Annotated in this window: 22 protein-coding genes; 7 read left to right on the top strand and 15 right to left on the bottom strand. The window is 54.4% G+C overall.

The features are described 5' to 3' along the window. Positions 1-4: 4 nt before the first annotated feature. Entirely contained in the window at positions 5-1,267 is a 1,263-nt protein-coding gene (locus tag CSC3H3_RS10675) for a bifunctional alpha/beta hydrolase/OsmC family protein (protein WP_101284799.1), read from the top strand. Between the two features lie 80 nt (positions 1,268-1,347). On the opposite strand, the gene CSC3H3_RS10670 is transcribed toward CSC3H3_RS10675, so the two are convergent. The 12 genes from CSC3H3_RS10670 to CSC3H3_RS10615 form a co-directional block, all read right to left on the bottom strand. After that, positions 1,348-3,426 (bottom strand): FUSC family protein, encoded by a 2,079-nt coding sequence (locus tag CSC3H3_RS10670; protein ID WP_101284798.1) that lies wholly within the window; start codon positions 3,424-3,426, stop codon positions 1,348-1,350. A 2-nt stretch (positions 3,427-3,428) separates the two neighbouring features. Beyond that, a complete protein-coding gene (locus CSC3H3_RS10665) occupies positions 3,429-3,911 on the bottom strand; it encodes a MarR family winged helix-turn-helix transcriptional regulator (RefSeq protein WP_101284797.1) in 483 nt (160 codons plus the stop codon). 365 nt (positions 3,912-4,276) lie between these two features. Next, positions 4,277-4,624, bottom strand: a complete 348-nt coding sequence (locus CSC3H3_RS10660) for a RidA family protein (protein WP_101270668.1) — start codon at positions 4,622-4,624, stop codon at positions 4,277-4,279. 39 nt (positions 4,625-4,663) lie between these two features. Further along, positions 4,664-5,953 carry an ArgE/DapE family deacylase gene (locus CSC3H3_RS10655; protein WP_101284796.1) on the bottom strand — a complete coding sequence of 430 codons (1,290 nt, stop codon included), beginning with the start codon at positions 5,951-5,953 and terminating at the stop codon, positions 4,664-4,666. Then, positions 5,950-7,110 carry an NAD(P)/FAD-dependent oxidoreductase gene (locus tag CSC3H3_RS10650; protein WP_101284795.1) on the bottom strand — a complete coding sequence of 387 codons (1,161 nt, stop codon included), beginning with the start codon at positions 7,108-7,110 and terminating at the stop codon, positions 5,950-5,952. Before CSC3H3_RS10650 ends, CSC3H3_RS10655 begins: the two co-directional genes overlap by 4 nt. Then, the gene (locus CSC3H3_RS10645; RefSeq protein WP_101284794.1) at positions 7,107-8,138 is read right to left on the bottom strand and encodes a histone deacetylase family protein; all 1,032 of its coding nucleotides are present in this window, start codon (positions 8,136-8,138) and stop codon (positions 7,107-7,109) included. The genes CSC3H3_RS10650 and CSC3H3_RS10645 overlap by 4 nt, the downstream gene beginning before the upstream one ends. A 53-nt stretch (positions 8,139-8,191) precedes the next feature. Continuing rightward, on the bottom strand, positions 8,192-9,121 hold the full coding sequence (gene kce, locus CSC3H3_RS10640) for a 3,5-dioxohexanoate:acetyl-CoA acetone transferase (protein WP_101284793.1): 930 nt from the start codon (positions 9,119-9,121) through the stop codon (positions 8,192-8,194). Between the two features lies 1 nt (position 9,122). Beyond that, positions 9,123-10,481 (bottom strand): aminotransferase family protein, encoded by a 1,359-nt coding sequence (locus tag CSC3H3_RS10635; protein ID WP_245881083.1) that lies wholly within the window; start codon positions 10,479-10,481, stop codon positions 9,123-9,125. Between the two features lie 35 nt (positions 10,482-10,516). Beyond that, entirely contained in the window at positions 10,517-11,620 is a 1,104-nt protein-coding gene (locus CSC3H3_RS10630; RefSeq protein ID WP_101270658.1) for an ABC transporter ATP-binding protein, read from the bottom strand. 90 nt (positions 11,621-11,710) lie between these two features. Further along, positions 11,711-12,865 carry an extracellular solute-binding protein gene (locus CSC3H3_RS10625; protein WP_101284791.1) on the bottom strand — a complete coding sequence of 385 codons (1,155 nt, stop codon included), beginning with the start codon at positions 12,863-12,865 and terminating at the stop codon, positions 11,711-11,713. A gap of 75 nt (positions 12,866-12,940) precedes the next feature. Continuing rightward, positions 12,941-13,747 carry an ABC transporter permease gene (locus CSC3H3_RS10620; RefSeq protein ID WP_101284790.1) on the bottom strand — a complete coding sequence of 269 codons (807 nt, stop codon included), beginning with the start codon at positions 13,745-13,747 and terminating at the stop codon, positions 12,941-12,943. Between the two features lie 14 nt (positions 13,748-13,761). Next, a complete protein-coding gene (locus CSC3H3_RS10615) occupies positions 13,762-14,637 on the bottom strand; it encodes an ABC transporter permease (RefSeq protein WP_101270785.1) in 876 nt (291 codons plus the stop codon). Positions 14,638-14,805: 168 nt separating this feature from the next. Between CSC3H3_RS10615 and CSC3H3_RS10610 the strand changes: the two genes are divergently transcribed. Both CSC3H3_RS10610 and moaD read left to right on the top strand, forming a co-directional pair. Continuing rightward, positions 14,806-15,750 carry a LysR family transcriptional regulator gene (locus CSC3H3_RS10610; protein ID WP_101284789.1) on the top strand — a complete coding sequence of 315 codons (945 nt, stop codon included), beginning with the start codon at positions 14,806-14,808 and terminating at the stop codon, positions 15,748-15,750. Between the two features lie 73 nt (positions 15,751-15,823). Further along, positions 15,824-16,075, top strand: a complete 252-nt coding sequence (moaD, locus tag CSC3H3_RS10605) for a molybdopterin converting factor subunit 1 (RefSeq protein WP_101284788.1) — start codon at positions 15,824-15,826, stop codon at positions 16,073-16,075. A 97-nt stretch (positions 16,076-16,172) separates the two neighbouring features. Here moaD and choV read toward each other — a convergent pair whose 3' ends face one another. The 3 genes from choV to CSC3H3_RS10590 all read right to left on the bottom strand — a co-directional run bounded on the left by choV (position 16,173) and on the right by CSC3H3_RS10590 (position 19,351). Further along, the gene (gene choV, locus CSC3H3_RS10600; RefSeq protein ID WP_101284787.1) at positions 16,173-17,375 is read right to left on the bottom strand and encodes a choline ABC transporter ATP-binding protein; all 1,203 of its coding nucleotides are present in this window, start codon (positions 17,373-17,375) and stop codon (positions 16,173-16,175) included. A gap of 1 nt (position 17,376) precedes the next feature. Continuing rightward, positions 17,377-18,225: a choline ABC transporter permease subunit gene (gene choW, locus CSC3H3_RS10595; protein ID WP_101270647.1), complete on the bottom strand. Its 849-nt coding sequence runs from the start codon at positions 18,223-18,225 to the stop codon at positions 17,377-17,379. A gap of 163 nt (positions 18,226-18,388) precedes the next feature. Next, positions 18,389-19,351, bottom strand: coding sequence for a choline ABC transporter substrate-binding protein (locus CSC3H3_RS10590; protein WP_101284786.1), 963 nt, complete (start codon positions 19,349-19,351; stop codon positions 18,389-18,391). A gap of 343 nt (positions 19,352-19,694) precedes the next feature. Between CSC3H3_RS10590 and betI the strand changes: the two genes are divergently transcribed. The 4 genes from betI (at position 19,695) to CSC3H3_RS10570 (ending at position 25,392) form a co-directional block, all read left to right on the top strand. Then, positions 19,695-20,285 carry a transcriptional regulator BetI gene (gene betI / locus CSC3H3_RS10585; RefSeq protein WP_101270643.1) on the top strand — a complete coding sequence of 197 codons (591 nt, stop codon included), beginning with the start codon at positions 19,695-19,697 and terminating at the stop codon, positions 20,283-20,285. Positions 20,286-20,340: 55 nt separating this feature from the next. Beyond that, the gene (gene betB, locus CSC3H3_RS10580) at positions 20,341-21,798 is read left to right on the top strand and encodes a betaine-aldehyde dehydrogenase (RefSeq protein ID WP_101284785.1); all 1,458 of its coding nucleotides are present in this window, start codon (positions 20,341-20,343) and stop codon (positions 21,796-21,798) included. Positions 21,799-21,899: 101 nt separating this feature from the next. Further along, positions 21,900-23,576, top strand: a complete 1,677-nt coding sequence (betA, locus tag CSC3H3_RS10575; protein ID WP_101284784.1) for a choline dehydrogenase — start codon at positions 21,900-21,902, stop codon at positions 23,574-23,576. A gap of 181 nt (positions 23,577-23,757) precedes the next feature. After that, positions 23,758-25,392, top strand: coding sequence for an L-serine ammonia-lyase, iron-sulfur-dependent, subunit alpha (locus CSC3H3_RS10570; protein ID WP_101284783.1), 1,635 nt, complete (start codon positions 23,758-23,760; stop codon positions 25,390-25,392). The last annotated feature ends 74 nt before the right edge of the window (positions 25,393-25,466 follow it).

Genomic DNA, 25,466 nt, shown 5'->3' with positions numbered 1-25,466 from the left:
GAACATGGCAGTTCGCCCAATAAAGCTGGGCTTTGAAGGGGCTATGGGCGCATCGCTCGCCGCACGTCTGGATTTGCCCGCCGGGCCGGTTCTGGCATATGCCCTTTTTGCGCATTGCTTTACCTGCACCAAAGACCTGACCGCAACACGCAAAATTGCCCAGGCCCTGAATGAACAGGGTGTGGCCGTTTTGCGGTTTGATTTTACCGGTCTGGGTGGTTCGGGGGGCGATTTTGCATCGACCAATTTTACATCCAACCTTGAAGACCTGCGCCGTGCCGCGCAATATTTGCGCGATGAATTCGAGGCACCCAAGCTGCTGATTGGCCATTCGCTGGGCGGTGCAGCGGTGCTGGCCGTTGCGGCCGATATCCCCGAGGCCACGGCCGTTGCCACCATTGCAGCCCCGGCCGATGTCGAACATGTAACTGAAAATTTTGCGAGTAAACTTGCCGAAATCAACGAAGCGGGCCACGCGGAAGTTTCGCTAAGTGGCCGGCCCTTTGTGATTAAAAAGCAGTTTCTGGATGATTTGGCAGCCCACAATATTGAACAGTCAGTGTCGCAATTGCACAAAGCATTGCTGGTGATGCATGCGCCGATGGACCAGACCGTCGGTATTGAAAATGCGACCCGGATATTTACCGCAGCAAAACACCCAAAAAGCTATGTTTCGCTTGATAAAGCTGACCATCTTTTGCGGGATCCGGAAGATGCAGCCTATGCCGCACGTGTTATTGCCGCATGGGCGCGGCCCTATATTGTTGGCGCGCAACCGGCAAAACCACTGGTGCCTGCTGCTGGCGAGGCCAATGAAGGTGTCTTTGCGCGCGAAACCGGTTTGGGCAAATTTCAAACCATGCTGGTGGCAGGCAAACACCGCATGATGGCTGATGAACCCGAAAGTGCTGGTGGCCTTGATAGTGGCCCGTCGCCCTATGAATATCTGGCATCGGCATTGGGTGCCTGCACATCCATGACCATTCGCATGTATGCGGACCGCAAACAGATCCCGCTGGATGGCATTTCGGTCAAGGTGACCCACCAGAAAATCCACGCCAGCGATTGCTCGGATTGCAGCGAAGGTGTCCGTCAAAGCAACGCCAAAATCGACCGCTTTGAACGTGAAATTACGCTGCACGGCGATTTTGGCGATGATATTCGCACCCGGTTGATTGAAATTGCCAATAAATGCCCGGTTCATCGCACGCTGGAGGGCAGTTCCATGATCGTAACCCGCGATAGCCGCGATAGTCGCGACCGGTGATTTTTATCGACCACCGTTGAGGCGAGATGCTGGATGCTGAAATACCAAAGCTGCGTTAGGGATGCCTGTTTGGGTTATTCCTATTCTGCGGCTTTGGCGTTTAGGGCGTTAGTGTTGTGATCATTGGATAATGGCAGCAGCGATGTGACCGGCGCATCGGGAAACAGTGCGCGTTTAATGCCTACCAGGGCATCAAGGGCTTCGGCACGTTTGTCTGCCGGTTCGTTCAGGGTTTGGGCAAGGCAGGTATCAATTTGCACCAACAGTGACGGCGCGGGTTCAAGGGCCTTGCCCTGCTTAAGGCGCTGTTTGTAAAAACCGGCAATCGCGGCCAGCATTGTGCCAATCTGTATGGCGCAGGCACTTCCCAGTCGGCGGCGTTCGCGTTGCAGGGCCAAAATATTCAGCCCCAGTCGGACTTCGGCATAACCATCAATTTTCGCCATTTCCCGACCGGGCAGGCTGGCAAGGCGCGGTACAAGCTGACCCAGGCGATCAAGAATACGCCCCGAAAGTTCGCTGTGATCGTGCCGGTTACTGCCTGCTGCGGTATTGGCAAGGTCTGCCCAGCCTGCATGCATAAGCCGCCTTGCGGCAAGTTCGCTGCCAAATGGCCGTACCAGCAGGGTCCAGACCAGTGAAAAACCCACCCCGATAAGCGATGCCAGCCCGCCATTCATGAAGGATACAAAATCGACGCTAAAACGGTTTTGCAGGGCGATGAAAGATGCCGTCGCCACCGTCAGCAACATGGCAATGATGGCATATTGCGGCCGGGGCATCAGCGTGCCCAAAACAAGGAAGGGTGGGGCAAAAACCAGGACCAGCAGCGGAAAGCCATCAATACGTGGCAGAATGAAAAACAGATAGATAAATGACAGTACAAGACTGGCCGAAAACCATTTCAGCAGGATCATGATAAACGGTGCAGGGCGATCCATCGCGGCAAAAAACGAACCGCTGACAGCCGCCATCAACACCGCGCCCGCGCCATATTCCCAGCCAGACTGAATCCAGACCAACCCGGCAATCAGCGTTGCCAGCACGGTTGAGCCGCATGAAAACAGCATCATGCCGTAATCATAAAAGCGGGTGTTGGCGATAACCTTGCGATGGCGAAAAAGCGGTTGCCAGCCACGGTTATGGTGCCCGTCACGGATGATGGCATGAAGGGCATGGCAATCGCGCCACAGATAAACAATTTCGCGCAAACGGGCGAGGGCGCTGGCGCGCAGCATGTTTTCCCAGTCATGTCCCGTTTGGGATGGCCCGGTATCAATGGCATCGATTTGCGCAATCAGGGCGTGGGCGCTTTCATCTGTGATGGCGTTTGGCTGCGAAAACCAGTCGGCAATGCTTTGCAATACCGGGCGCATATCGGCAGGCAGATTTTTGTTGATCTGTTTTAGGGCATGTAACCGGTCGGCAAGGGATGAAAACATTGGCAGCAGCATCAGCAATCGCCCGCGCAATTCACGCGCGGGTTTGACCACTTCACGGGTTTTCACATCATATCGCAACTGGCTTAGCAACATGTCAAAACCGGCAATGTCGCTGGCGAGTTTCTGGCGTTTTACCGGCGTTTCAGGAACTGCACCTTCACCGCGCAAAATTTCTTCGGCCCAGCTTGCGGCATCACCCAGCCATTTGGTGATATTGCCGTTTAGCATGCTGTTGATGCTGACAGGGAAGACAACCGCGTTGACAATACTGGCGCATAATATGCCCAGCAGGATTTCTTCGCTGCGGGCAAGTGCGGTATCGAAAATCAGTTCGGGGTTGCCAACATCGGGCAGGGCGATCAGCGGCAGGGTATAGCCTGCCAGCATGAAAACATAGCTGCGCGGCGTGCGATCGAGCATGGAAATATATAAAAGAACGCCAGTCCAAAGGGCGATGACAACGCTGAACAGTTCCGGCGCATTGATGAATATCGACATGAAAAATACGGCAGCACAGGCCCCGATAATGGTGCCAAGTGCGCGATATAATGCCTTTGAACCTGTTGCGCCTGCCAGAGGGTTGGACACAACATAAACCGCCGCCATCGCCCAATAGGGACGCGGCAGATCAAAATAAAGCGCGATATAAAGCGCCAGCATCGACGCCACAAAGGCTTTCCCGGAAAAAATCCAGTCCCGCCATGAAGGAAGGCTCAAAGTCAGGCTCCCGCCATCTTTGCCATTTGCGGGGATGTTTCAGGGGTATAATCGCTATTGTCTTCGTCAAAGGCCTGAAAAACCCGCAAGGTTGCTTCAAGGTCCGCCTGGCTGACATTCGTCAGAATGCGGTTACGCAATTGCGTTAATAACGTTTCCATTTTGCTGGCCAGTTGCTGGCCTTCTTCTGTCAGCCAGACGCATTTGGCGCGCCGGTCGCTGGGGTCTGATCTGCGTTCAATCAGATTATGGGTTTCCAACTGGTCCAAAAGGCGCACCAGCGACGCACTTTCAATACCGACATGTTGTGCCAGCACCACTTGCCGCGCCCCGCCACCCATGCGGCTGATCCAGATAAGAGGGGAGGCGCAGGCCTCGGATATGCCGTGATGCCCCAAAACCTGCGTTGCAGCCCGGCGCCAGTGACGCCCGGTTTGCAACAGGTTGGTGGTGACGGTTTGCCGTAGAATGTCGATGTTTTCCATGAATAATAGTTAGCATACAAATTATATGCTTACAATATGAATTGAGGCGGACGGTGCCGCCGGACGATTTGCAAGAGGATGTGTGATGATAACAAATTCCGCTAAGGTCTTGAAATAATGTGGTTAAGGCAAGGGAATGCCGAGCGCTACAGTCACGGGACTGCGAGCGTTTGATCAGGAACTCAGTGCGAAATGGGAGGTGAGGCGGGCAGGTTGATCCGGAATGGGCATCGGATGGCCTGGCCGATCAAGGTTGCGCGATGCAAGTACGGGCAGGGAGTGAGGTCGTGCTGCCTTACTGCTATTGGGCAAGGTGCGCGGGGTAGGTAAAACGGGCGGTGATATATCCACCGCCCGTTATAAAATCAGTCTTTGGCGGCCGTGATGATGAATTCGACCTTGTATTCCGGCGTTGCAAGTTTGGCTTCGCCACAGGCGCGTGCAGGGGTGTGGCCCTGCGGTACCCATGCGTCCCAAACGGCATTCATTTCGGCAAAGTCATTCATATCTGCCAGCCAGACAATTGCCTGCAGAATGTTTTCTTTTTTGCTGCCGCATTCGGCCAGCAGGGCATCAACCTGTTCCAGGCATTTTTTGGTCTGGTCGGTTACCGATGCGCCCGGTTCGCCAACCTGACCGGCAAGGTAAACCGTATTGCCATGGACAACAGCCTGGCTCATGCGGTGGCCGGTATGGAAACGTTCGATGCTCATAATATGCTCCGTTTATGCAATCAGAATTTAAAGTGTGGTTCAGGATCGCGGCGTGGTGCCGCACCAGTCAGCCATGAACAGGGCCAGGACCTCGGTAACCTGCATTACCGAAGAAATGGAAACCCGTTCATCAATGCCATGGATGCGTTCTGCCCTGGGTCCGTAACACGTGGCCGGGATATTGCCATAGATCTGGAAAAAACGTGCATCCGTTGTTGCTGTTGATGCATAGTTTTTTATGGCTTCGCCCGTTACCTCGTGATGCAGGCGGCCAATGGTTTGCATCATCGGGTGGGGTTCATCCATGACGCATCCTTCGGCCTGAAAACCGCGATAGGAAATGGCAAATTTCGCGCCCTTGCAGGCGGGATGATTTTCAAGCGCGGATTGTGCGACGGCATCAATCATTGCCCGAATTTCTGCCATATCCATGCCGGGATAAAACCCGATGCGAATATCTGCCTGGCATACCGGCGGTACGGTCGATGCCCATTCCCCGCCCGATATTTTACCCAGATTGAAATTCACCGGGTGAATATGCGCACCATATGCTTCATGGCGGTGTGCTGGATGGTTCCAAAGGTCTTCGACTTCTTTCAATGTTTCGAAGAAGCCATAAGCGGCCTCGATGGCATTGCTGCCTGCCGATGTATCGAGCACATGGGCAGGGCTGCCACTAACGTCAAGCTGAAACCACATGACACCCAATTGCGCCGTCATCAGGGTCTGGTTAAAGGGTTCGGGGATGATGGCGCAATCGGCACGGTAGCCTGCATGCAGGCAGGCCAGCGCACCATTGCCGGTGCATTCTTCCTCGACCACGGACTGGAATGTGATTGGGGCGGCAGGCAGCAGGCCAGTATCACAAAGCGCCTGAAACGCATGGCAACTGGCAATGATACCTGCCTTCATGTCGCCAGCACCGCGCCCGTAAAGCCAATCACCAATGATATGCGGGCTAAAGGGTGGTTGTTGCCACAAATCGGCCGGACCGGTTGGCACCACATCGACATGCCCGTTTAAGATCAGGCTTTTGCCCGTCTGGTTTTGGGGGCGATACAGGGCAACGATATTTTCGCGCCCGTCATAATTTTCGATGACGGGCGGTGAAAATCCGGGCTTGTCGCGCAGTTTTTCAACATCGATGGCAACCTTTTCAACATTCAGGCCCATCGATTGGTATTTTTGCGCCATCCAGTCCTGCGCGCCGGTTTCATCGCCCAGCAGGCTTGGAAACGTAACCAGTTCGGCAAGGTCAGCCAGCAATTTGTCGCGCCGGGCATGAACGGCTGCGCGTAGTTTTGCCCGTATGTCAGTGTTGCCCGTCATGATGTTGCTTCTGTAATTTCGGGCAACAGGCCGGGCCGGGTGGGGGACAGGGCCTCTTGCGTGATGCCGAGCTTTTTCATCCCGGCGGGGATGTCCTCGCCACAAATCATGCAGGCGGCAAATTCGCCCATGGCCGGGGCGGTTTGAATGCCATATCCGCCCTGGCCAGCCAGCCAGTAAAAGCCGTTTTGTGCCGGGTCAAACCCGGAAACCGGGTCGCCATCGGCAAAGAAGCTGCGCAACCCGGCCCAGCTTTCGCCGGGGCGGCCCACCTTAAGGCTGGTAACCGTCATCAGCCGGTCAATGGCAATGGCAACGTCAAGTTCTTCGGGTTGCACATCCTGCGGTGTTGTCGGGGTTGCATCAGCCGGGGATACCAGCAAACGCCCGGCATCGGGTTTGAAATACAGGCCTTCGTCGATGGTGGCGGTCATGTGCCATTTTTCGGCATTGATGCCAGCGGGCAGGTCCACCATTACGGCTGTGCGGCGTTTGGGCGTAATGCCAAGCGGGGTGACATTGGCTGCCTTCGCAATTTCATCGACCCAGGCACCCGCAGCATTGACAATGACGGGTGCGCTAAACTGGTCATTGCGCGAGGTGGTAATGACCCAGTTTTCGTCAGTTTTGTCGATTTTGGCGACGTCAGCACGGGTGATGATTTCGCCATTCATCTGTTTGAAATGGCGAATGAAACCCCAATGCAGTGCATGAACGTCGATATCCATTGCCGCAGGTTCCAGCGCGCCGCCGATAAACTGGGTGGTATCAATGATCGGGATCAGTTCACCAATTTGTGCGGGGCTAAGTGCCTGCACATCCGCACCATTTGCCCGGCCTTCGGTTAACAGCTCTTGCAGTTCCTTTTCCTCGCCGGGCATACCGGCAATCATCATGCCGCGCGGGGTCAGGATTGGATGGTCGGTAAAGCCTTCGGGTGGGGTCAGGAAAAAGGACCGGCTGGCCGTGGACATTTTACGAATGATTTTCGGGCCATAGGTTTCGCTGTAAAGTGCGGCGGATCGCCCGGTGCTGTGATAGCCAGGCTGGTCTTCGCGTTCCAGAACGATCACTTTTTTGCCTTTCTGCGCCAAAAAATAGGCTGCAGACATCCCGGCGATTCCACCCCCGATGATGATGATGTCGGCTGAAGTCATGATCGTGCCTCCGCAAAGCTTTCAAGGAACTGAACAAGGTTGTCACCCAGTGTCGGGCTGACATACCCGCCTTCCTGAACTATCACGGTGGGCAGGCCGATCAAGCTGATTTTACGGGATATTTTGCCAAATCCGCCAGTGCTGACGCAAAGTCCCCCAAACGGGTCATCGCCAGAAGCATCCAGCCCGCATGCCAGAACCAGCCCATCGGGCGCGTAGCGCTGTATGGTTTCCAATGCCCGATCCAGGGCATTTAGAAACACTTCATCGCCACTGCCAAGGGGCAGGGGAAAGTTGTGATTGTAACCAAGGCCTGCGCCATTGCCGCGTTCATGGGCATGGCCCCAGTAAAACGGGTAAAATCCTGCCGGGTCGGCATGGATGGACAGGGTTAAAACATCGTCCCGGTCATAAAATATGTGTTGCGTGCCATTACCGTGATGCAGGTCGATATCCAGGATGGCGACTCTGCCAAACCGTTCGCGCAGATCCATTGCCGCAATTGCAGAATTGTTCAGATAACAGAACCCCCCTGCAATTTCACGGCTGGCGTGGTGCCCTGGCGGGCGGCACAGGGCATAGGCGATATCGGTTTTTTCAGCACCAACATCGCGCGCAGCCGCAATTGCGCAATTGGCACTGGCCCGTGCTGATTGCCATGTCCCCGCGGTAATCGGGCAGGATGTATCGCCAAGATGAAAGCCAGCCTTGCCCGCGGGTGTTGCCGGGTAAATACCCTGACGATCAAAGGGGTGAATATGGGGAACCACAATGTCGGCACCGCCTGCTGCGCGCCATTCCTGATGGATGTTTTCCAAAAACAGCAGATATTCAGGCGAATGGACGCGGGCGATGGGGGACAGGCCATAATCGGCGGGTCGGGATGGGGAAATACCCAGCTTTGTTAGGGCAGCATTTAAGATATCGGCCCGTTCCGGCGTTTCGGGAATGGGTTTTCGTTCCCCACCGACCAGAAAGGACTGGCCGTGATGTAACAATTGGTCTGGTGAAAAATAGGCATGCATCATCCTGCCGCCCTTTCCTTGGTCGTTTGGTGGTGACGCGTGCGGGATGGCCGGGTTTAAAACCCGACGCTGTCATATCCCTTCAGGCCCAGCATTTCGCGGGCTTCGTCCGGTGTCGCGATTTCAAGGTTCAAACCTGTCAGAATGTCGCGAACCTTTGCGACCTGTTCGGCATTGCTGCGCGCCAGTTCGCCTTTGCGAATGTAAAGATTGTCTTCCAGGCCAACACGCACATGCCCGCCCATCCCTGCCGACATGGCGGCAAATGGCATTTGTGCCCGGCCAACCCCCAATACCGAAAACCGGTATTGGTCGCCAAAAAGTTTGTCGGCGGTGGCCTTCATATGCATCAGGTTTTCAGGGTCGGCCCCAATGCCACCCAAAACACCCAGCACGAATTGCAAAAAGACCGGGCCTTTTACCAGCCCACGATTAATGAAGTGGGCCAGCGTATAAAGATGTCCAACATCATAACATTCAAATTCAAACCGGGTGCCGTTGGCATCGCCCAGTTGCGACAGCATTGTTTCTATATCTGAAAATGTATTTTTAAATACGAAATCCCGGCTGCTTTCAAGGAAGTCCGGTTCCCAGTCGTGCTGCCATTCGGTTTTACGATTAAGGGCAGGGAACAGGCCAAAATTCATGGTGCCCAGATTAAGCGATGCCATTTCCGGCGATGTTGTTTTCGCAGCCCGAATGCGTTGATCCACCGTCATGGTCATTCCGCCGCCGGTCGAGATATTGATTACCGCATTGCTTGCCTGGCGGATTTTGGGCAGAAATTGCATGAAAATTTCCGGGTCCGGGGCCGGAAAACCCGTTTCCGGGTTCCGTGCATGAAGGTGCAAAATGGCGGCCCCTTCATTTGCCGCGGCAATGGCCTGATCTGCAATTTCATCGGGGGTGATGGGCAGATGCGGGCTCATGGACGGGGTATGGACCGACCCGGTCACGGCACAGGTGATAATAACCTTGTTTGCCATGTCAAATGCCCCCCGCCTGTTTAAGTTCGGTTTCAAGCTGTGCCAGGGCATCGTTAAGCGGGCCCAGAATATCGCCAAACTGGTCAAGTGTTATGGTCATGGGTGGGCAGACCATAACATGGTCACCGCGATACCCGCCGCGTGTACGTCGCCAGTAAATGATCAGGCCTTTGTCATAGGCGATATCAACCAGCCGGGCGGCGGCCATATGTTTTGGGGCGATGGGTTCCATTGTGTCGCGGTTGGCAACCAGCTCCATTGCAAGCAGCAGGCCCTTGCCGCGCACATCCCCGATAAAGGAATAGGATGCCATCAGCTTGCCTAGCTCGGCCTTCAGGGCGGCACCCGATGATGCGGCGTTTTCCAAAAGGCCGTCCTGTTCGATAACATCAAGCACCGCATTGCCCGCCGCACAGGCAATGGGATTGCCGGCATAGGTGTAACCATGGATAAAGCCGCCATGATCCAGAACCGGGCTTACAATACGGTCTGGCGCGATCATGGCGCCTAGCGGGGCATAACCTGCTGCCAGGCCTTTTGACACTGCCAGGATATCGGGCACGATATTCCAGTGTTCGGCGGCGAAATATTTACCGGTTCGGCCCGCGCCGGTCATGACCTCGTCATAGATCAGCAACACGCCATATTGATCGCAAATTTCGCGAATGCGCTGGTAGTAGCTATCGGGCGCAACAAGGGCGCCGGTGGCGGCCCCGCCAACGGGTTCCATGATAAAGGCCAGTACTGTTTCGGGGCCCTGGCGCAGAATTTCGGCTTCAAGCATGTTTGCATATTTAAGGCCGCGGTCATGATCGCTCAGGTCATCGCGGTCGAGATAGCAGGTTGGTGCCGGGATTTTGGGTTGATCAACCATCATCGGGGCAAAGGGCGCGTGCATCGGCGTATAGCCGGTGATCGCCAGCGCGCCTAGCGTTGAGCCATGATAGCTGGGAAAGCGTGAAATGACCTTGCTGCGTTGGGCCTGCCCAATGGCAAGCGTGTATTGCCGTGCCAGTTTCAGGCAGCTTTCTACGGCTTCGGACCCGCCCGATACGAAAAACACTCGTTCCAGGTCGCCTGGTGCGCGTTCGGCCAGGCGCCAGGCCAGATTTTCGGCCGCATCATTTTCAAAATGCAGGCGATAGGCAAATGTCGCCTGTTCCATTTGTTTTTGCATGGCGGCAATAACGCGCGGGTCGCTGTGGCCGATATTGCTGACCATGGCGCCGCTTGATGCGTCGATGTAACGTTGGCCGTTAACATCCCACATGTAAACGCCTTTGGCATGGTCGATAAGCGGACGGCGTGACCGGCTTTGATAGAACAGCTTTGAATCCCGGTTATGCCCGGGTTTTGTCATTTCATGGGTCATCTGGTGGGGCTTTCGAAAACCGGTCAGTCTGAATGGCCGGGTAACAACACACAGTTACGTGCAGGGATATGCATGAAAATTTCCGCACCCTCGCTAAAGGGATGCTGGTCAATCGGGTTGATGACCTGCCAGTCACGCCCTTCGGCCGTGATAAAATAGCGCGCCATCTGCCCAAGATAGTCAACGGTTTTAACCCGTCCGGGGATGCTGGTGCCGGCATCGCCGCTGATTGGGGTTTTGTCGGTTGAAACCGTAATTTTTTCCGCCCGGATCACGGCGCGCACATTTTGCTGGTGCGCGACACGTTCCATTTGATGGGCCGTGGTCAAAAGGCTGGGCCCGCCCTGCAGATGGACCGGGGCGGTATCGCCTGCCGGTTCGGCCAGTTGGCCGGCAAAGATGTTTGAATGCCCCAGAAAGTCGGCAACAAAGGCGGATGACGGGTTGTTATAAACGTCTTCCGGTGCGCCTTCCTGTTCGACGACACCGTTATTCATCACCACCAGTTTATCCGACATTGCCAGGGCTTCGGACTGGTCATGGGTGACAAAAACCGTGGCAATGCCAAGTTCGCGCTGGATGCGTTTTAATTCGACACGCATTTCTTCACGCAGATTGGCATCAAGTGCCGAAAGTGGTTCGTCAAGCAGCAGAACATCAGGTTCGATGACAATGGCGCGCGCCAGGGCAATGCGTTGCTGCTGCCCGCCGGAAAGCTGGTTGGGGTAACGTTCGGCGACATGGGGCAATTGCACCAGTTCCAGCGCCGATTGAACCTTGCGGGCGATATCGGCCTTGGCGATTTTGCGGTATTTCAGGCCAAAGGCGATATTGTCAAAAATGGTTTTATGCGGAAACAGCGCGTAGTTCTGAAATACCAGCCCCAGATTTCGTTTGTGGATAGGCAGGTCATTGACCCTCCTATCCCGTATCATAAGGTCGCCTTCGCTGATGTCGGTCAAACCGGCAATCATGCGCAGGGTGGTGGTTTTGCCACATCCCGATGGCCCCAAAAACGTGACAAAGCTGTTTTCAGGAACGGTCAGGTCCATTTTTTTGACGGCGGTGAATTCGCCATATCGCTTTACGACATTGCGCAATTCAACGGCATTCTGGCGTTCGGCCATGGTTTGTTACCTTTGTCAGTCTTTTTAAAACAACCCGGCCCCGCACCAGGGAGAGGCCAACGGCGCCGGGTTGCCTGACGGGAAGGGCGATTAATAACCGCGCTGTACCCGTGAAAATTTCTTCGACCAGTCAGCTTCGTTTTTGTTCCAGTAGGCCGGATCAAAGAAGCTGAGCCCGTCCAGCGTACCGCTGGGGTCAAATGCCGGAAGGGTCGGTATGAGTTTGCCCAGTTCGACCTTTTGCGGATCCAGCGAGGGCGGGTAGAACTGCCCTTCGGCAACCGCAATGGCGACTTCGGGTTCCAGCATGAAATTTAGAAGTTCTTCGCAGGCTGCCATCGGGCTGCCCTTAAGAACAAAGATGCATTCCTGCCAGCCAAGGCCGCCTTTGGGGTCGTAATAGCCAATGTCATGCCCCTGGTCCTGAAGGGCACGAATGCGGCCCGACCAGCCTTCGGTAACGTAAATTTCCTCTTCGGCCAGAAGGCTCATCAGCTCGGCACCGGAAGTCCAGTATTTCAGGGCCAGATCGCGATGTTTGCGGATCATGTCCCAAACGGCTTCCATATCACCAATGTTGTTCGGGTCCTGATCCGATTGCAGGGCGCCATACCAGACACGGGTTTTCCATTCCGCCCAGCCGCCGATTTTGCCTTTATAGGCTTCATCGATCATCAGCTTGGCACCTTTGGTCTTTGCTTCGTCGTCGCTGATATGTTTGCGATTATAGGCAATGCCCGTGGTGCCATAATCATAGGGAACAGCCGAAAGTTTACCGTCCGAGATTTTGCGCAGCGGCTCGATCAGGTTGGTGATGACAGTTTTAAGGTTGGGAATATTGGCTTCGTTCAGTTCGGAGCTAAGCTCCAGCCCGTGATAACGGGCATAGTCGAACACGCCGGAAAGGTGGGCGAGGTTGAATTCGCCAGGCTGGCTGGATTTTACCCGTGCCAGATATTCATCCGCGCCACCAAAGGTGCCGGAAACAACCTTGATGCCGGTTTTTGCGGTATAGGGGGCAAAGGCATGTTTTTCAAAGGCCTCGGAAACGACGCCACCCCAACCGTCAAAACGGACCTGTTCGGGTGTGGCGGCCCTGGCCGATTTGACCAGCATGCCCATCGGCCCGCCCACAATACCGGCAGCAGCACCAGCAGCGCCCAGAACAGTCAAAAAAGTACGGCGGCTGATTTCGCCATTTTTATAACGGCTTAGCAGGCGTTCATAACGTTTCGTATCATCCATTGGTTAAGCCTCCTGATAAAGGTTTGATGTTTTTGTCTTTGTTCTTTTGGTGTTTTGACGGGTTTTCCCGTTTCGTTATTTGGCCATGCTGGCCTTGATGCGTGCTGCCGAAAGGCGGCGGGCAATGGCGGTGGCGACAAGGGGCAGGGCAACAGTGAACATCACCATGACAGCGCCAAGGGCGTTGATTTCCGGGCTGATGGAATTGCGCAGCATGGCAAAGATCTGGGTGGGGACGGTTTCAACGCCGCCCGGTTTCCAGAAAAGGGTGCCGGTAATGTCATCAAATGAAATGGTGAAGGAAAACAGCATGCCAGCCATAACCGCAGGCAGCATGAGGGGCAGGGTGATTTCAAAAAAGGTCTGGATTGGTGTGGCGCCCAGGCTCATGGCGGCTTCTTCGACGTCGCGGCGAATGGATACCAGCCGTGCCTGTACGACCAGCAGCACAAAGGGCAGGGTAAAAACAACATGCCCCATTAGCAAAAGGCCAAAGCTTTTGGGCAGTGCAAGGAATTGCAGGAACAGCAATAACGCAACAGCCAGGACCACTTCGGGGATGAGGATGGGCGCGATCAGCAGGCTGGAAATGGCCTTTTTCCCCGGAAAATCATAACGCACCATGGCAACAGCCGCCATTGTGCCGATTGTCGTTGAAATGATGCTGGTTAAAACACCGAGCAAAAGCGACGTTTTGAATGCCCGGACAATGGCATCGTTATGCAAAAGGGAATCAAACCAGCGCAGGGAAAATCCTTCGATCGGGAAGCTACCAAACTGGTTGGCGTTAAAAGCCAGCAGGATAACGACAGCGACCGGCGCAAACAGAAAAAGATAAACGAAAATGGTGGCGATACGGATCCAGGACCAGCCGTTTGTCATGATAAATTCCCCCCTTACCGGAAACTTTTGGCGATTTGATCAACGCCAAGATAACGGGTGTAAATCACGACCAGAGCCCCAAGTAGTGCAAGCAGCACCAGCGACAGGGCCGAGCCAAGCGGCCAGTTGAGTTGCGTGATGATGGCTTCAAATACCAGATTGGCAAACATCGCATCGCGCGGGCCGCCCAGAATAAGCGGGGTAATATAGGTGCCCGATGCCAGCACAAAACATAATAGCGACCCCGCAGCCAGACCGGGAAAAGACAGGGGCAATGTGACTTCGCGAAAGGCCTGGAAGCCATTGCAGCCCAGGCTTTCGGCGGCCTCGGTCAGGTTTTTGTCAATGCCATCAAGGCTGACATAGACATTCAGGATCATGAAAGGCAGCAGATAATGCACCAGGCCAAGAATAACCGTGGTCTGGTTATAAAGCATGTTAAGGGGACTATCGATGATGCCAGCCCACAATAACAGGCCGTTGATGGCACCTGACGTGCCAAGGATATTGATCCAGGACATGGTGCGGATGATGTAGCTGATCCAGAAAGGTAACATCAGCATCAACAGCAGAAACGTTTTGGAGCGCATGCGCGTATTGGCAACAAAATAGGCGGGAATGTAGCCGACAAAGGCGCAAATGACTGTGGTGTAAAACGCGATTTTCAGGGTTTGAAACAGGATGTCGCGATAAAACGGATCGGATAGTACTTCCTGCCAGTTATCAAGGTAGAACCCGGTCTGGTCCGCGCCGGTGGCGGTTCGTAACCAGAAGGAATACACCACAATAAACATCATCGGAATGATCAGCAGAAAGCCAATCGTTACCAGTGATGGTGAAAGCAGTATCCACGGGGCGCGTTTTTGCGCCCTTGCGACACCAGCGGCCATGCGGGCCTCCCGTTTATGCAGCATAAATGGACATTTCCCCGATATCCTTTTTATGCCGGGCAATTCGTGTTGCCAGTTTTCAATCTTGCAAGCATTCCACCTTAAGCTTGCCTATAGCGCAAATAGATAAGTAGAATATAACCCATAGCGAATAACTATGAGGCGGTTATGGATGATATTTCCAGACGCAGGTTTGACTGGAACCTGCTGCATACCTTTACCGTCATTGTCGAGGAACGGTCCATCACCGGGGCGGCAAACCGGTTGCTGTTGCGCCAGCCCAGTGTCAGCAATGCCTTGAAACGCCTGGAAGACCAGATCGGCGCGCGCCTGATTGACCGCGAACGTGGCCGTTTTGAAGTGACGGAGCAGGGTGCGGCACTTTATCACGAATGCCGGGAAATTTGCGGTGCCATTGGCCGCTTATCCGATGTGATGCAGGATAGTGGCGGGCAGTTGACCGGGCATTTGCATTTATGGATGGCAAGCCACGTGGTGTTCCCGCCCCTTGACGAAGCCCTGTTTGAATTTAACCGGCAGCATCCACAGGTAACCTATGAAATCAATGTTGCCACATCGGCCCATGTTGTTAGCCAGGTTTTGTCCCAGCAGGCGAGCTTTGGCATTTGCCTGGTCAATGAACAACATCCGCGCTTGGAATATCGCAGGCTTTACCGGGAACATTTCGGCTTCTTTTGCGGGCCGACGCATCACCTTTTTGGCCGGCGGGATTTGACACTGGCCGACTTGCGCCACGAAGCATTTGTTTCATTTTCCACCGATCAGCTTTCCGATGCACTGGCGCCAGTGGCCGTTTTGCGCGCGCGTGAAGGCATGAAAGGCAAGGTTATTGCCACCAGCCCGCATCTGGAAGAAGTGCGCAGGTTGATCAATGCCGGTTTGGGGATTGGGCCTTTGCCGATACATGTTGTGAAAAGCGCGCGTGACCGTGGGGTGTTGTGGCAACTCCCCCCATATGATGCGCCGCCCGCGATTGATATTTATCTGGTGACCAATCCGCGCATGTCATTAAGCCGGGCGGAACGGTTTTTCATCGATAACCTGACGGCACGTTTGGCAGCCGCACCTGACGGATATTTTATCTATTCGTGATGCTTTGCGCCTTGTGCCAGGGGCTGCTTTGGGCCAGCATGCGCAAAACACATGATTTAACACCGGATTGACGATGAAGATTGTTTATTTTGCCTGGGTCAAGGACCGTATCGGCAAGGCTGAAGAAACCCTGGACCTGCCTGAAAATATCCGCACCGTGGCGGACCTTTTGGCATGGATGCCAACGCGCGGGGATAATTACGCCGCCGCCTTTCAGGACCCGGAACTGGTGCGTGTTGCGCTGGATCAGGAATTTGCCCAGGCGGACGCCGTTATTGGCGAAACGCGGGAAATTGCATTATTTCCGCCCGTGACCGGCGGTTAAAACCGCGCGTTGCGTGCCAAGGCACACCAATAAACGAAAGGCGGCCCGCATGTGATGCGCGGCCGCCTTTGTTTTAGGTGCGGTTTACGGTGTGTGGCTAGTCGCCGACCGTTGCGGTTTGCGTCAGGCTGGCGAAAAATTCGCGCCGACCCAATGTGCCTGAAAGGCGGTTTTCGCGCGTCAGGATTACCGGGTTCTGGGTGATTTCGCGAATTTCGATCAGGTGTTTTAGCAGCACATTTTCATCGGCAACAAAGATGACGGAATTGTTTGTGGTGCCAAGATCATCGGGCAGGGTGCCGTTATAGGGGACAAGGCGCAATTCCTGGCCGGCCCCTTTTCTGGCGGCTTTTACCACGCCATCTGCCACGGTGATGTGGATATCTTCGTCTTCGATTTTAAAATCGCCAGAACCATTGCGCTGGTCATTGGTGGCACGCTGCATGATGGCGCGGGCACGCAGGATATTGACCGGGTTCATGTGGGCAACAAAATCGGCGACGTAATCGTTTGCCGGGCGCAGGGCGATGTCTTCGGGGCTGCCATGCTGCACAACATAACCGCCTTCCATGATCGCGATTGAATTGCCCAGCTTCATGGCTTCATCCAGATCATGGCTGACAAACAGGATCGTTTTGTTCAGCTTTTCCTGCAAATCAAGAAGTTCATCCTGCAGGCGATTGCGAATAAGCGGATCAAGGGCGGAGAAAGGTTCATCCATTAGCAGGATGGGGGCATCCGTAGCAAAGGCACGGGCAAGGCCCACGCGTTGCTGCATGCCGCCCGAAAGTTCGTGGGCGTATTTGGATGCCCATTCAGCCAGCCCGACAAGGGCGAGTTTTTCCTGAACAATTTCCTGGCGTTCCCTGGCGTTCATCCCCCGAAGTTCGAGGCCAAAGCCGACATTTTCGGCAACGGTGCGCCAGGGCAGCAGCGCGAATTGCTGAAATACCATGGCGACATGTTCGCGGCGCAGGGTACGCAGGGTTTGCGCATCGCAGCTGGTGACATCAGTGATATTATCGCCATCGCCATGGCGTACCCGCAGCGACCCGCGTGAAACCTTGTTCAGGCCATTCACGCAGCGCAGCAGCGATGATTTGCCAGAGCCAGAAAGCCCCATCAAAACACAGATTTCACCCTGCGGCACATTAAAGCTGACATCGGCAACCCCCAGAATATTGTTGGTTGCTTCCTGGATTTGCGACCGGTTTTTACCCTGGTCCAGCAGGGCGAGGGCCTCTGCCTGGCGGTCACCAAAAATTACATCGATATTGTCGAATTCAACGGCATTGGTCATGTTACTGCCCCGTTTTTTCGCTGTTGTCGCGGCGGCAAATGCGGTCCAGCACGATTGCCAGAATGACGATTGCAAGCCCGGCTTCAAAACCCTGGGCGATATTGACGGTGTTAAGGGCGCGCACCACTGGTTTGCCCAATCCGTCCGCGCCGACAAGGGCGGAAATCACCACCATCGAAAGCGACAGCATGATGCACTGCGTCAGCCCGGCCATGATAGATGGCATGGCAGATGGCAGTTCAACCTTAAAAAGCAGTTGCCGTGGGGTGCAGCCAAAGCTTTGGCCAGCTTCGATCAGGGCTTTGGGCGTTGATGAAATGCCAAGCTGGGTTAAGCGGACTGGTGCGGCGATTGAAAAAATCACCGTTGAAATAAGACCGGGTACAACGCCCAGACCAAACAGGATCAGGGTTGGGATCAGATACACAAAAGTCGGAATGGTCTGCATCAGGTCAAGCACCGGGCGCAGGGCATGATAAAGCCAGGGTCGATGTGCTGATGCAACGCCAAGCGGCACCCCGATCAGCATACAGATCAGCGTGGCGTAAAACACCATTGCCAGTGTTTCCATCGTTGCTTCCCAATAGCCAAGATTGACGATCAGGAGCAGCGACAGGATGGTAAAAGCCGTCAGCTTCCAGGATTTATGCAGCCAGATCGCAAGACCGGCAAAAAAGGCGATGATAACAAGCGGGTGCAACCAGACCAGCGCATCGACAGTATGGTCAATGACAAAACCCAGCGCATCCGAGATGGCATAAAAAACAAAGTCGGCGTGATCATTTAAGGCGTCCATCAGGGATGCAATCCAGCTCCCTAGCGGAATCTTGATTTCCGTGAGCCATTCCATGGGACAAATTCCAGTAAATTTAATGAATGAGTATTTATGACTTCCGCACCCTTAAAGCTGGCCGCTGCCTGCTGGGTAAGGACGCAACAGGGGCACCGTGGGCACGTACCCTGCCCGGGTAAAAACCGGGGCAGGGATATCGGCATTGTGAAATGTCAGGCGATTAGAGGCCGAGCTTTTCCTTGACGGCGGCTTTGGCATCGCCGCCATCAACGGTGGTGACACCATCAAGCCAGGCATAGGCCGCATCCGGGTTGGCCTTGATCCAGGCTTTGGCGGCTTTTTGCGGGTCTTCGTTTCCGTTGAGGATGGAATCCATAATCTGGTTTTCCATCTCGAGGGTGAATTTCAGATTATCAACAAATTTGCCAGCATTCGGGCAATCGGTCAGGTAGCCCTTGCGCACATTGGTATAAACCGTGGCGCCACCATAATTGGGGCCGAAAACATCGTCGCCGCCATCAAGATAGGCCATATCGTATTTGGCATTCATCGGGTGCGGTTCCCAGCCAAGGAAGACGATGAATTTATCGCGCGATGTGATGCGTTTGACCTGGGCCAGCATGCCCTGTTCGGATGATTCAACCAGTTCAAATTCCCCAAGGTCAAACTGGTTGTTGTCGATCATATCCTGGATCAGGCGGTTGCCGTCATTGCCCGGTTCAATGCCGTAAATTTTGCCATCAAGTTCATCCTTGAATTTGGCAATATCCTGAAAGCTTTTAAGCCCGGCGTCATAGGCTGCCTTGCTAACAGCCAGGGTGTATTTTGCCCCTTCAAGATTGGCCTTCAGCTTTTCAACCGAGCCATCATCAAGATAGGGTTTGATATCGGCTGACATGGTTGGCATCCAGTTGCCAAGAAACACGTCAACATCGCCATTTTTAAGGCTGGTATAGGTAACCGGCACCGAAAGAAGTTCGGTTTCGGTTTTATAACCCAGCGCATCAAGCAGCACCGAGGCGGTGGCTGTGGTTGCGGTGATGTCAGTCCAGCCAACATCAGAGAAGGTTACCGTTTTGCAGGCATCGGGGACTTCTGCCCGGGCGGCAGTTGTACCCAGCAGTGCGGCACCTGCAATCATGGTGCTGCACATAAGGCGGGTAATGGATTTACGACAAGTCATGTTTCTGGTTCTCCCTTGTATGGACCTTACGGATACTGTTGCCAAACGTGGCAACAGACTCTCGGTTCCGGAAGCCAGACGAACATCAACGGTCTTTGCGCCAACACTCGTCCAGAACTGCAATCAACGCGGTGTTGCAGGCCGGAATTAATTCAAACAGATGAGCCAGATAGCCGAAAACACGCAGGATTCTGCGTTTAGGGAAATGGTAACGGCCTCACCTGTTTTTATTGATTGAATGTTCAATTAAAATACATCATATTCTTTTCAGGTCAATTGCGAAGGGGAAAAAACCGTTTCATCGATTTTTTCTGCTTCGGATCGCAAGATTTTGGATACCAGAATGCCCAAGGTTGGAATGCAGCCTGTCCGCCGCAGGCAACTTATTGATGCGACGATTGCGACCATTCACCAGTTTGGTTTTGCCGATGCGACGATCAGCCGGATAGCCGGCACCGCAGGAATGTCGTCCGGTATCATTTCGCATTATTTCGGCGGTAAAAATGCCCTGCTGGAGGCAACGATGTTGTCTCTGATGCAGGAATTGCGTGCTGATTTTCTTGAAAGGGTTGCGCAATGCCAAACGCCGATGGAGCGTTTGGAAGCCATTGTGAATACCAATTTCAACGAAGAACAGTTTACCCCGCAGGTGACTGTGGCGTGGTTGTCCTTTTGGGCGCAGGTGCCGTTTTCGGAACCTTTGCGGCGGTTAAATACCGTTTATTTCCGCCGCCTGGCATCAAACCTGCGCCATGAATTGCGTGAACTGACCAGTGACCGGAAAGCCGATGAAATTGCCGAGGTTATCGCTGCAATGATTGACGGGATCTGGGTGCGGTCGGGGCTTTCCCCCCGGCAGGTCAATGTCGCGGCGGCCCGTAAAATGGTGCTTGATACCATCCATCTGCGCCTGAATGCGGCGGCAGCAGAATAATTATTACGAAATTTTGGGTGCCCCGGTTTGTGTGGCGCCAACAGGAGTTTTGGAAATGAGCCTTTATCAGATCAGCAATTTTATTGATGGTAAATTGCAGCAGGGCAGTGGTGTTGCCATGACGACGCTTAATCCCGCAACCAACACGGTTTTGGCAACGGGCAATGAAAGCACGGCTGCCGATGTTGATGCTGCTGTCAAGGCCGCACGCAAGGGCCTTGCGATCTGGAAGGCAACGCCGGCTGCCGAACGGGCACGTGTACTGTTTCGGGCCGCGCAGATTTTGCGGGACCGCAATGATGAACTGGCCCTGCTTGAAACGCGCGATACTGGCCGCGCCATTCAGGAAACCGAAATTGTTGATGTGGTTTCGGCTGTTGAATGCCTTGAATATTTTGCCGGTGTGGCAGGCAGCATTACGGGTGAACATATCGATCTTGCCGGTAATTTCGCCTATACCCGGCGCGAACCGGTTGGTGTGTGTGCCGCCATTGGTGCCTGGAATTATCCCATTCAGATTGCCTGCTGGAAGGCGGCACCGGCGCTGGCCTGCGGCAATGCCGTTGTTTACAAACCGTCCGAAGTAACACCGCTTTCCGCCATCGCCGTGGCACAGGCCCTGCAGGAAGCAGGCCTGCCGGATGGTGTTTACAACGTGGTGCAGGGGGCGCGTGAATGTGGCGCGTCGCTGGTTGAACATCCTGGTGTGGACAAGGTTTCATTGACGGGATCGGCTGAGACCGGTGCCAAGGTTGCATCTGTTGCGGCGGCGGGCATGAAGGCGGTAACGATGGAACTTGGCGGGAAATCGCCAATGATCGTTTTTGAAGATGCCGACCTTGATAATGCCGTTTCCGGCGCACAGATGGCGAATTTTTATTCGTCGGGCCAGATTTGTTCCAATGGCACGCGCGTTTTTGTGCATGAATCGGTCAAGGATGCCTTTCTTGCCAAACTGGTCGAACGCAGCAAAAACCTTGTTCTGGGGGACCCGGAAAACCCGGCAACCCAGGTTGGGCCGATTGTGACCAAAGGGCAGTTTGACAAAATCATGTCCTATATCGAGATCGGCAAAAAAGAAGGTGCGAACCTTGTATTAGGGGGCGATGCGGTTCGTGATGGTATGCCCGAAGGTGGTCTTTATGTTGCGCCGACCATTTTTGCCGATTGCCGCGATAATATGACCATCGTGCGCGAAGAAATCTTTGGTCCGGTGATGTCGGTTCTGACCTTTAAAACCGAAGAAGAAGCCATTTTGCGCGCCAATGAAACGGAATATGGCCTGGCTGCGGGTGTATTTACCCGTGACCTTTCGCGCGGGCACCGGGTTGTTGCGCAGCTTGAAGCAGGGACCTGCTGGATCAATACCTATAACATCACGCCAATTGAAATGCCGTTTGGCGGTGTGAAAAAATCCGGTGTTGGCCGGGAAAACAGCCGTGCCGCGATTGAACATTATACGCGGGTGAAATCGGTTTATGTCGAAACCGGCGATGTGCCGCCGCCTTATTGATCAGGGGGCTTGACCGGCCGTTTTGCGCCTGCATGGATGCGGCGCAAATGGCCCTTGTTTGTGTGCATGTTTGCCTTGATAGCAGCTTCTGGGGTTAGAAAATGAAACCATCAGCCAGCGAAAATTTTGATTACGTCATCGTTGGTTCCGGGTCGGCCGGGGCCGTATTGGCCAGCCGCCTGACCGAAGATCGTAATGTTAGTGTTCTTGTTGTTGAAGCCGGGCCGGTTGACCACTTATGGGACTGGCGCATTCATATGCCCACGGCCCTTTCATATCCGATGCAGTCCGAACGCTATAACTGGGCCTATTGGACGACACCGCAGAAAAACCTGAATAACCGCCGGATGGAAACACCACGCGGCCGGGTTTATGGCGGGTCCAGTTCGATTAACGGCATGGCCTATGTGCGGGGGCATGCCCTTGATTATAATCGCTGGGCAACGGACCCGGGGCTGTCAAACTGGGATTATGCCAATTGTTTGCCCTATTTCCGGCGTGCCGATACGCGAAATGAAGATGGTGCCGGTGATGATTATCATGGCGGTAATGGCCCGTTACATGTAACGACAGGGGCCTGCAAAAACCCGCTTTACAAAGCCTGGATCAAGGCCGGGGAACAGGCGGGTTACCCGGTAACACCCGATCAGAATGGCTATTGCCAGGAAGGTGTCGGGACCATGGATATGACGGTTTATAAGGGCCGTCGCTGGTCAACCAGCCGGGCCTATCTGCGCCCGGCAATGAAACGGCCAAACCTGACGGTGCATGACAGGGCGCTGGCATTACGCATTGTGTTTGACGGTAAACGGGCCATTGGCCTGGATTATCAGCATAATGGCGGTATGAAGCGGGCAACTGTTGATCGTGAAGTGATTGTTTCGGGTGGGTCGATCAATTCGCCGAAACTTTTGATGCTTTCGGGTATTGGCCCGGCCGCACATTTGCGCGAACACGATATTAACGTGGTGCAGGACCTGCCCGGTGTGGGGGAAAACCTGCAGGACCATCTGGAACTTTATGTGCAGCAGGAATGCAGCCAGCCGATCAGCCTGCATCGGGTGTTGAACCCGTGGGGCAAGTTCAAGGTGGGTTTGGAATGGTATCTGTTTAAAACCGGTTTGGGTGCGTCCAACCATTTTGAGGCGGGTGGATTTATCCGTTCGCGCGCGGGCATCGAGCATCCGAATATTCAGTATCACTTCCTGCCGGCGGCCATTAACTATAATGGTTCAGGTGCGGCGGAAAATGATGGTTTTCAGGCCCATGTTGGACCGATGCGGTCCAAATCGCGCGGGACGGTAAGGTTGGCATCGGCCAACCCGGCGGACCGGCCGATTGTTGACCCCAATTACATGAGCCACCCTGAAGATTGGGAAGAAATGCGTGCATCCGTTCGATTGACCCGCGAAATTTTCGCCCAGGACGCATTCAAGGATTTGCGCGGTGGTGAAATTGCACCAGGCAAGGATGTGCAAACCGATGCCGAAATTGATGCCTGGGTCGCCCAGCATACCGAAAGTGCCTATCATCCGTCCTGTTCGTGCAAAATGGGCAGCGACGATATGTCGGTGGTTGATGGCGAAACCCGTGTTCACGGTATTGAAGGGTTGCGCGTTGTTGACAGTTCCATCATGCCAACAATCGTTTCGGGCAACCTGAATGCCCCGACCATCATGATCGGGGAAAAGGCTGCCGATATTATTCGCGGGCAATCCCTGCCAGCATCTGCGGCGTCCTATTGGGTCCATCCCGAATGGGAAAGCCAGCAGCGATAAACGGGCTGCATATGACAGATTTGAACCGGAAGCCTGAAAATGGCTTCCGGTTTTTTGTTGTGTGACAGCGGAAAATTTGACGGGAATTACGTTGCCGCACGCATTGCATTTGCAGGTTTTTGCAGCGATGATCACGCATATTTTATGCAATCAATAAAAACCCGAAAACCCGAGAGAGATCATGCAGGAAATCAGCCTGTTAAATTCCGTTGTCGGCCCGGTCATGCGTGGGCCGTCCAGTTCACATTGCGCGGCCCCGTATATGATGGGGCGGTTGGCACGTTCCCTGTCGACATCGCAGGGAGAGGTGATTGAAACCGCCGATATCCGGTTTGATCCCCGCGGGTCATTTGCGCCGGTTTATCAGGCCCAAAGTTCGGACGAAAATTTTGCTGCCGGTTTGGCTGGCGCTTCTTTGACGGACCCTGATTTTCGCGAAATTCTGGGGCGTGCCAGCGCGGGCGAAGGTTTTACCTTTTCGGTGACCATTACCGAGCTGCAACGCAATAACCACCCCAACCGTGTTGATATGGTTATTTCGGTCCGCGCAAAGGATGGATCATTACGGCAGGATGTGTATCAGGGCGCATCAATTGGCGGTGGTATGTTTTACATTGACCGCATGAATGGCGAGGACGTGTATCTGACCGGTAAAACAGCCGTTTTGTATGTTTATGCCGATGATGTGAAATCCGTGCAAAAGCGGATTGCCGATTTGGCCGCCACAGATAACCGCCTGCTGGGCCAGGATGTGATGACAGTTCCGGCAGAAGGCGGCATTGCGCTGGAACGCCTTGAAATTTCGTTGCAGCGCGTACCTGCACCCGATGTGGTGCGCGATATTGTGGCACTGGCCGGCATAAAGCGGGTTCTGGTTGCCGATGCGGCGCAATATCCGGTTTGCGCGGGGGATGATCTGTTTTCGACAACCCAGGGGGTGTTAGACAAGGTTTCATCCCATAATGGGTCGCTTGCACACACGGCATTGGCACTGGAAGCGCAAAGGCTTGGTCTTTCGACCGAAGAAACACGCCTGCTGTTTATTGAGCGCGCCGAATTGATGCTGCGTGTTGTCGAAGAAGGCTTTAGCGCGCGTGAGCAGGATAGCGTGATGCGTTTCCTGACGCTTAAGGCGCGAAAAGTGCGCGATGCCAATTTGCCTGCCGGGTTGGGCGGGGCGGTATTGCAGGATGCGATTGCCGGTGCGCTTTCGGCGATGGAGCGGGATTCCAACCGTGGGCTGGTGGTGGCAGCACCAACGGCGGGCAGTGCCGGTGTTGTGCCGGGCACGTTATATGGGCTGGTTCGCCATGGTATCGATATTGAAGGTGCAGCCGATGCCTTGCAGGTTATGGCATTAATTGGTGCCGTTTTTGCCGCACGGGGCACATTTGCCGCAGAATGCGGGGGATGTTCGGTTGAAACCGGTGCATCGGCGGCAATGGCGGCGGGCGGTGTTGTACAGGCCTTTGGCGGTAGTGCTGAACAATGCTTTGATGCGGCAAGCATGTGCCTGATGAATACTTTGGGCCTGGTCTGTGACCCGGTTGGGGGGGATGTGGAAATTCCCTGTCATGCGCGCAATGTGGCGGGTGTTTCCCATGCCTATTCATCGGCGATGGCCGTGATGGCAGGCTTTGATGCGGTTTTGGGGTTTGATGAGCTGGTTGATCAAACGGTGAAGATCGGCTCCATGATGCATGCCGATTTACGCTGTACGGCACGTGGTGGCTGTGCGGCAACCAAAGCCGCCCACAAACTGGTTGAACAGGTTACGGCCGGGATACCAGCCGCGACCCAAACCGGGATTTCATAAGCACAAAAAATGATTTGTTTTCTTGGCGTTTAAGCGGGAATCACGCAAACTTGCGCCAGGTTCACAATACTGAG

This window comes from Thalassospira marina (assembly GCF_002844375.1).
Taxonomy (GTDB): domain Bacteria; phylum Pseudomonadota; class Alphaproteobacteria; order Rhodospirillales; family Thalassospiraceae; genus Thalassospira; species Thalassospira marina.
The sequence above is the reverse complement of the archived record's forward strand: the minus strand, read 5'-3'. Positions and strand labels throughout refer to the sequence as shown.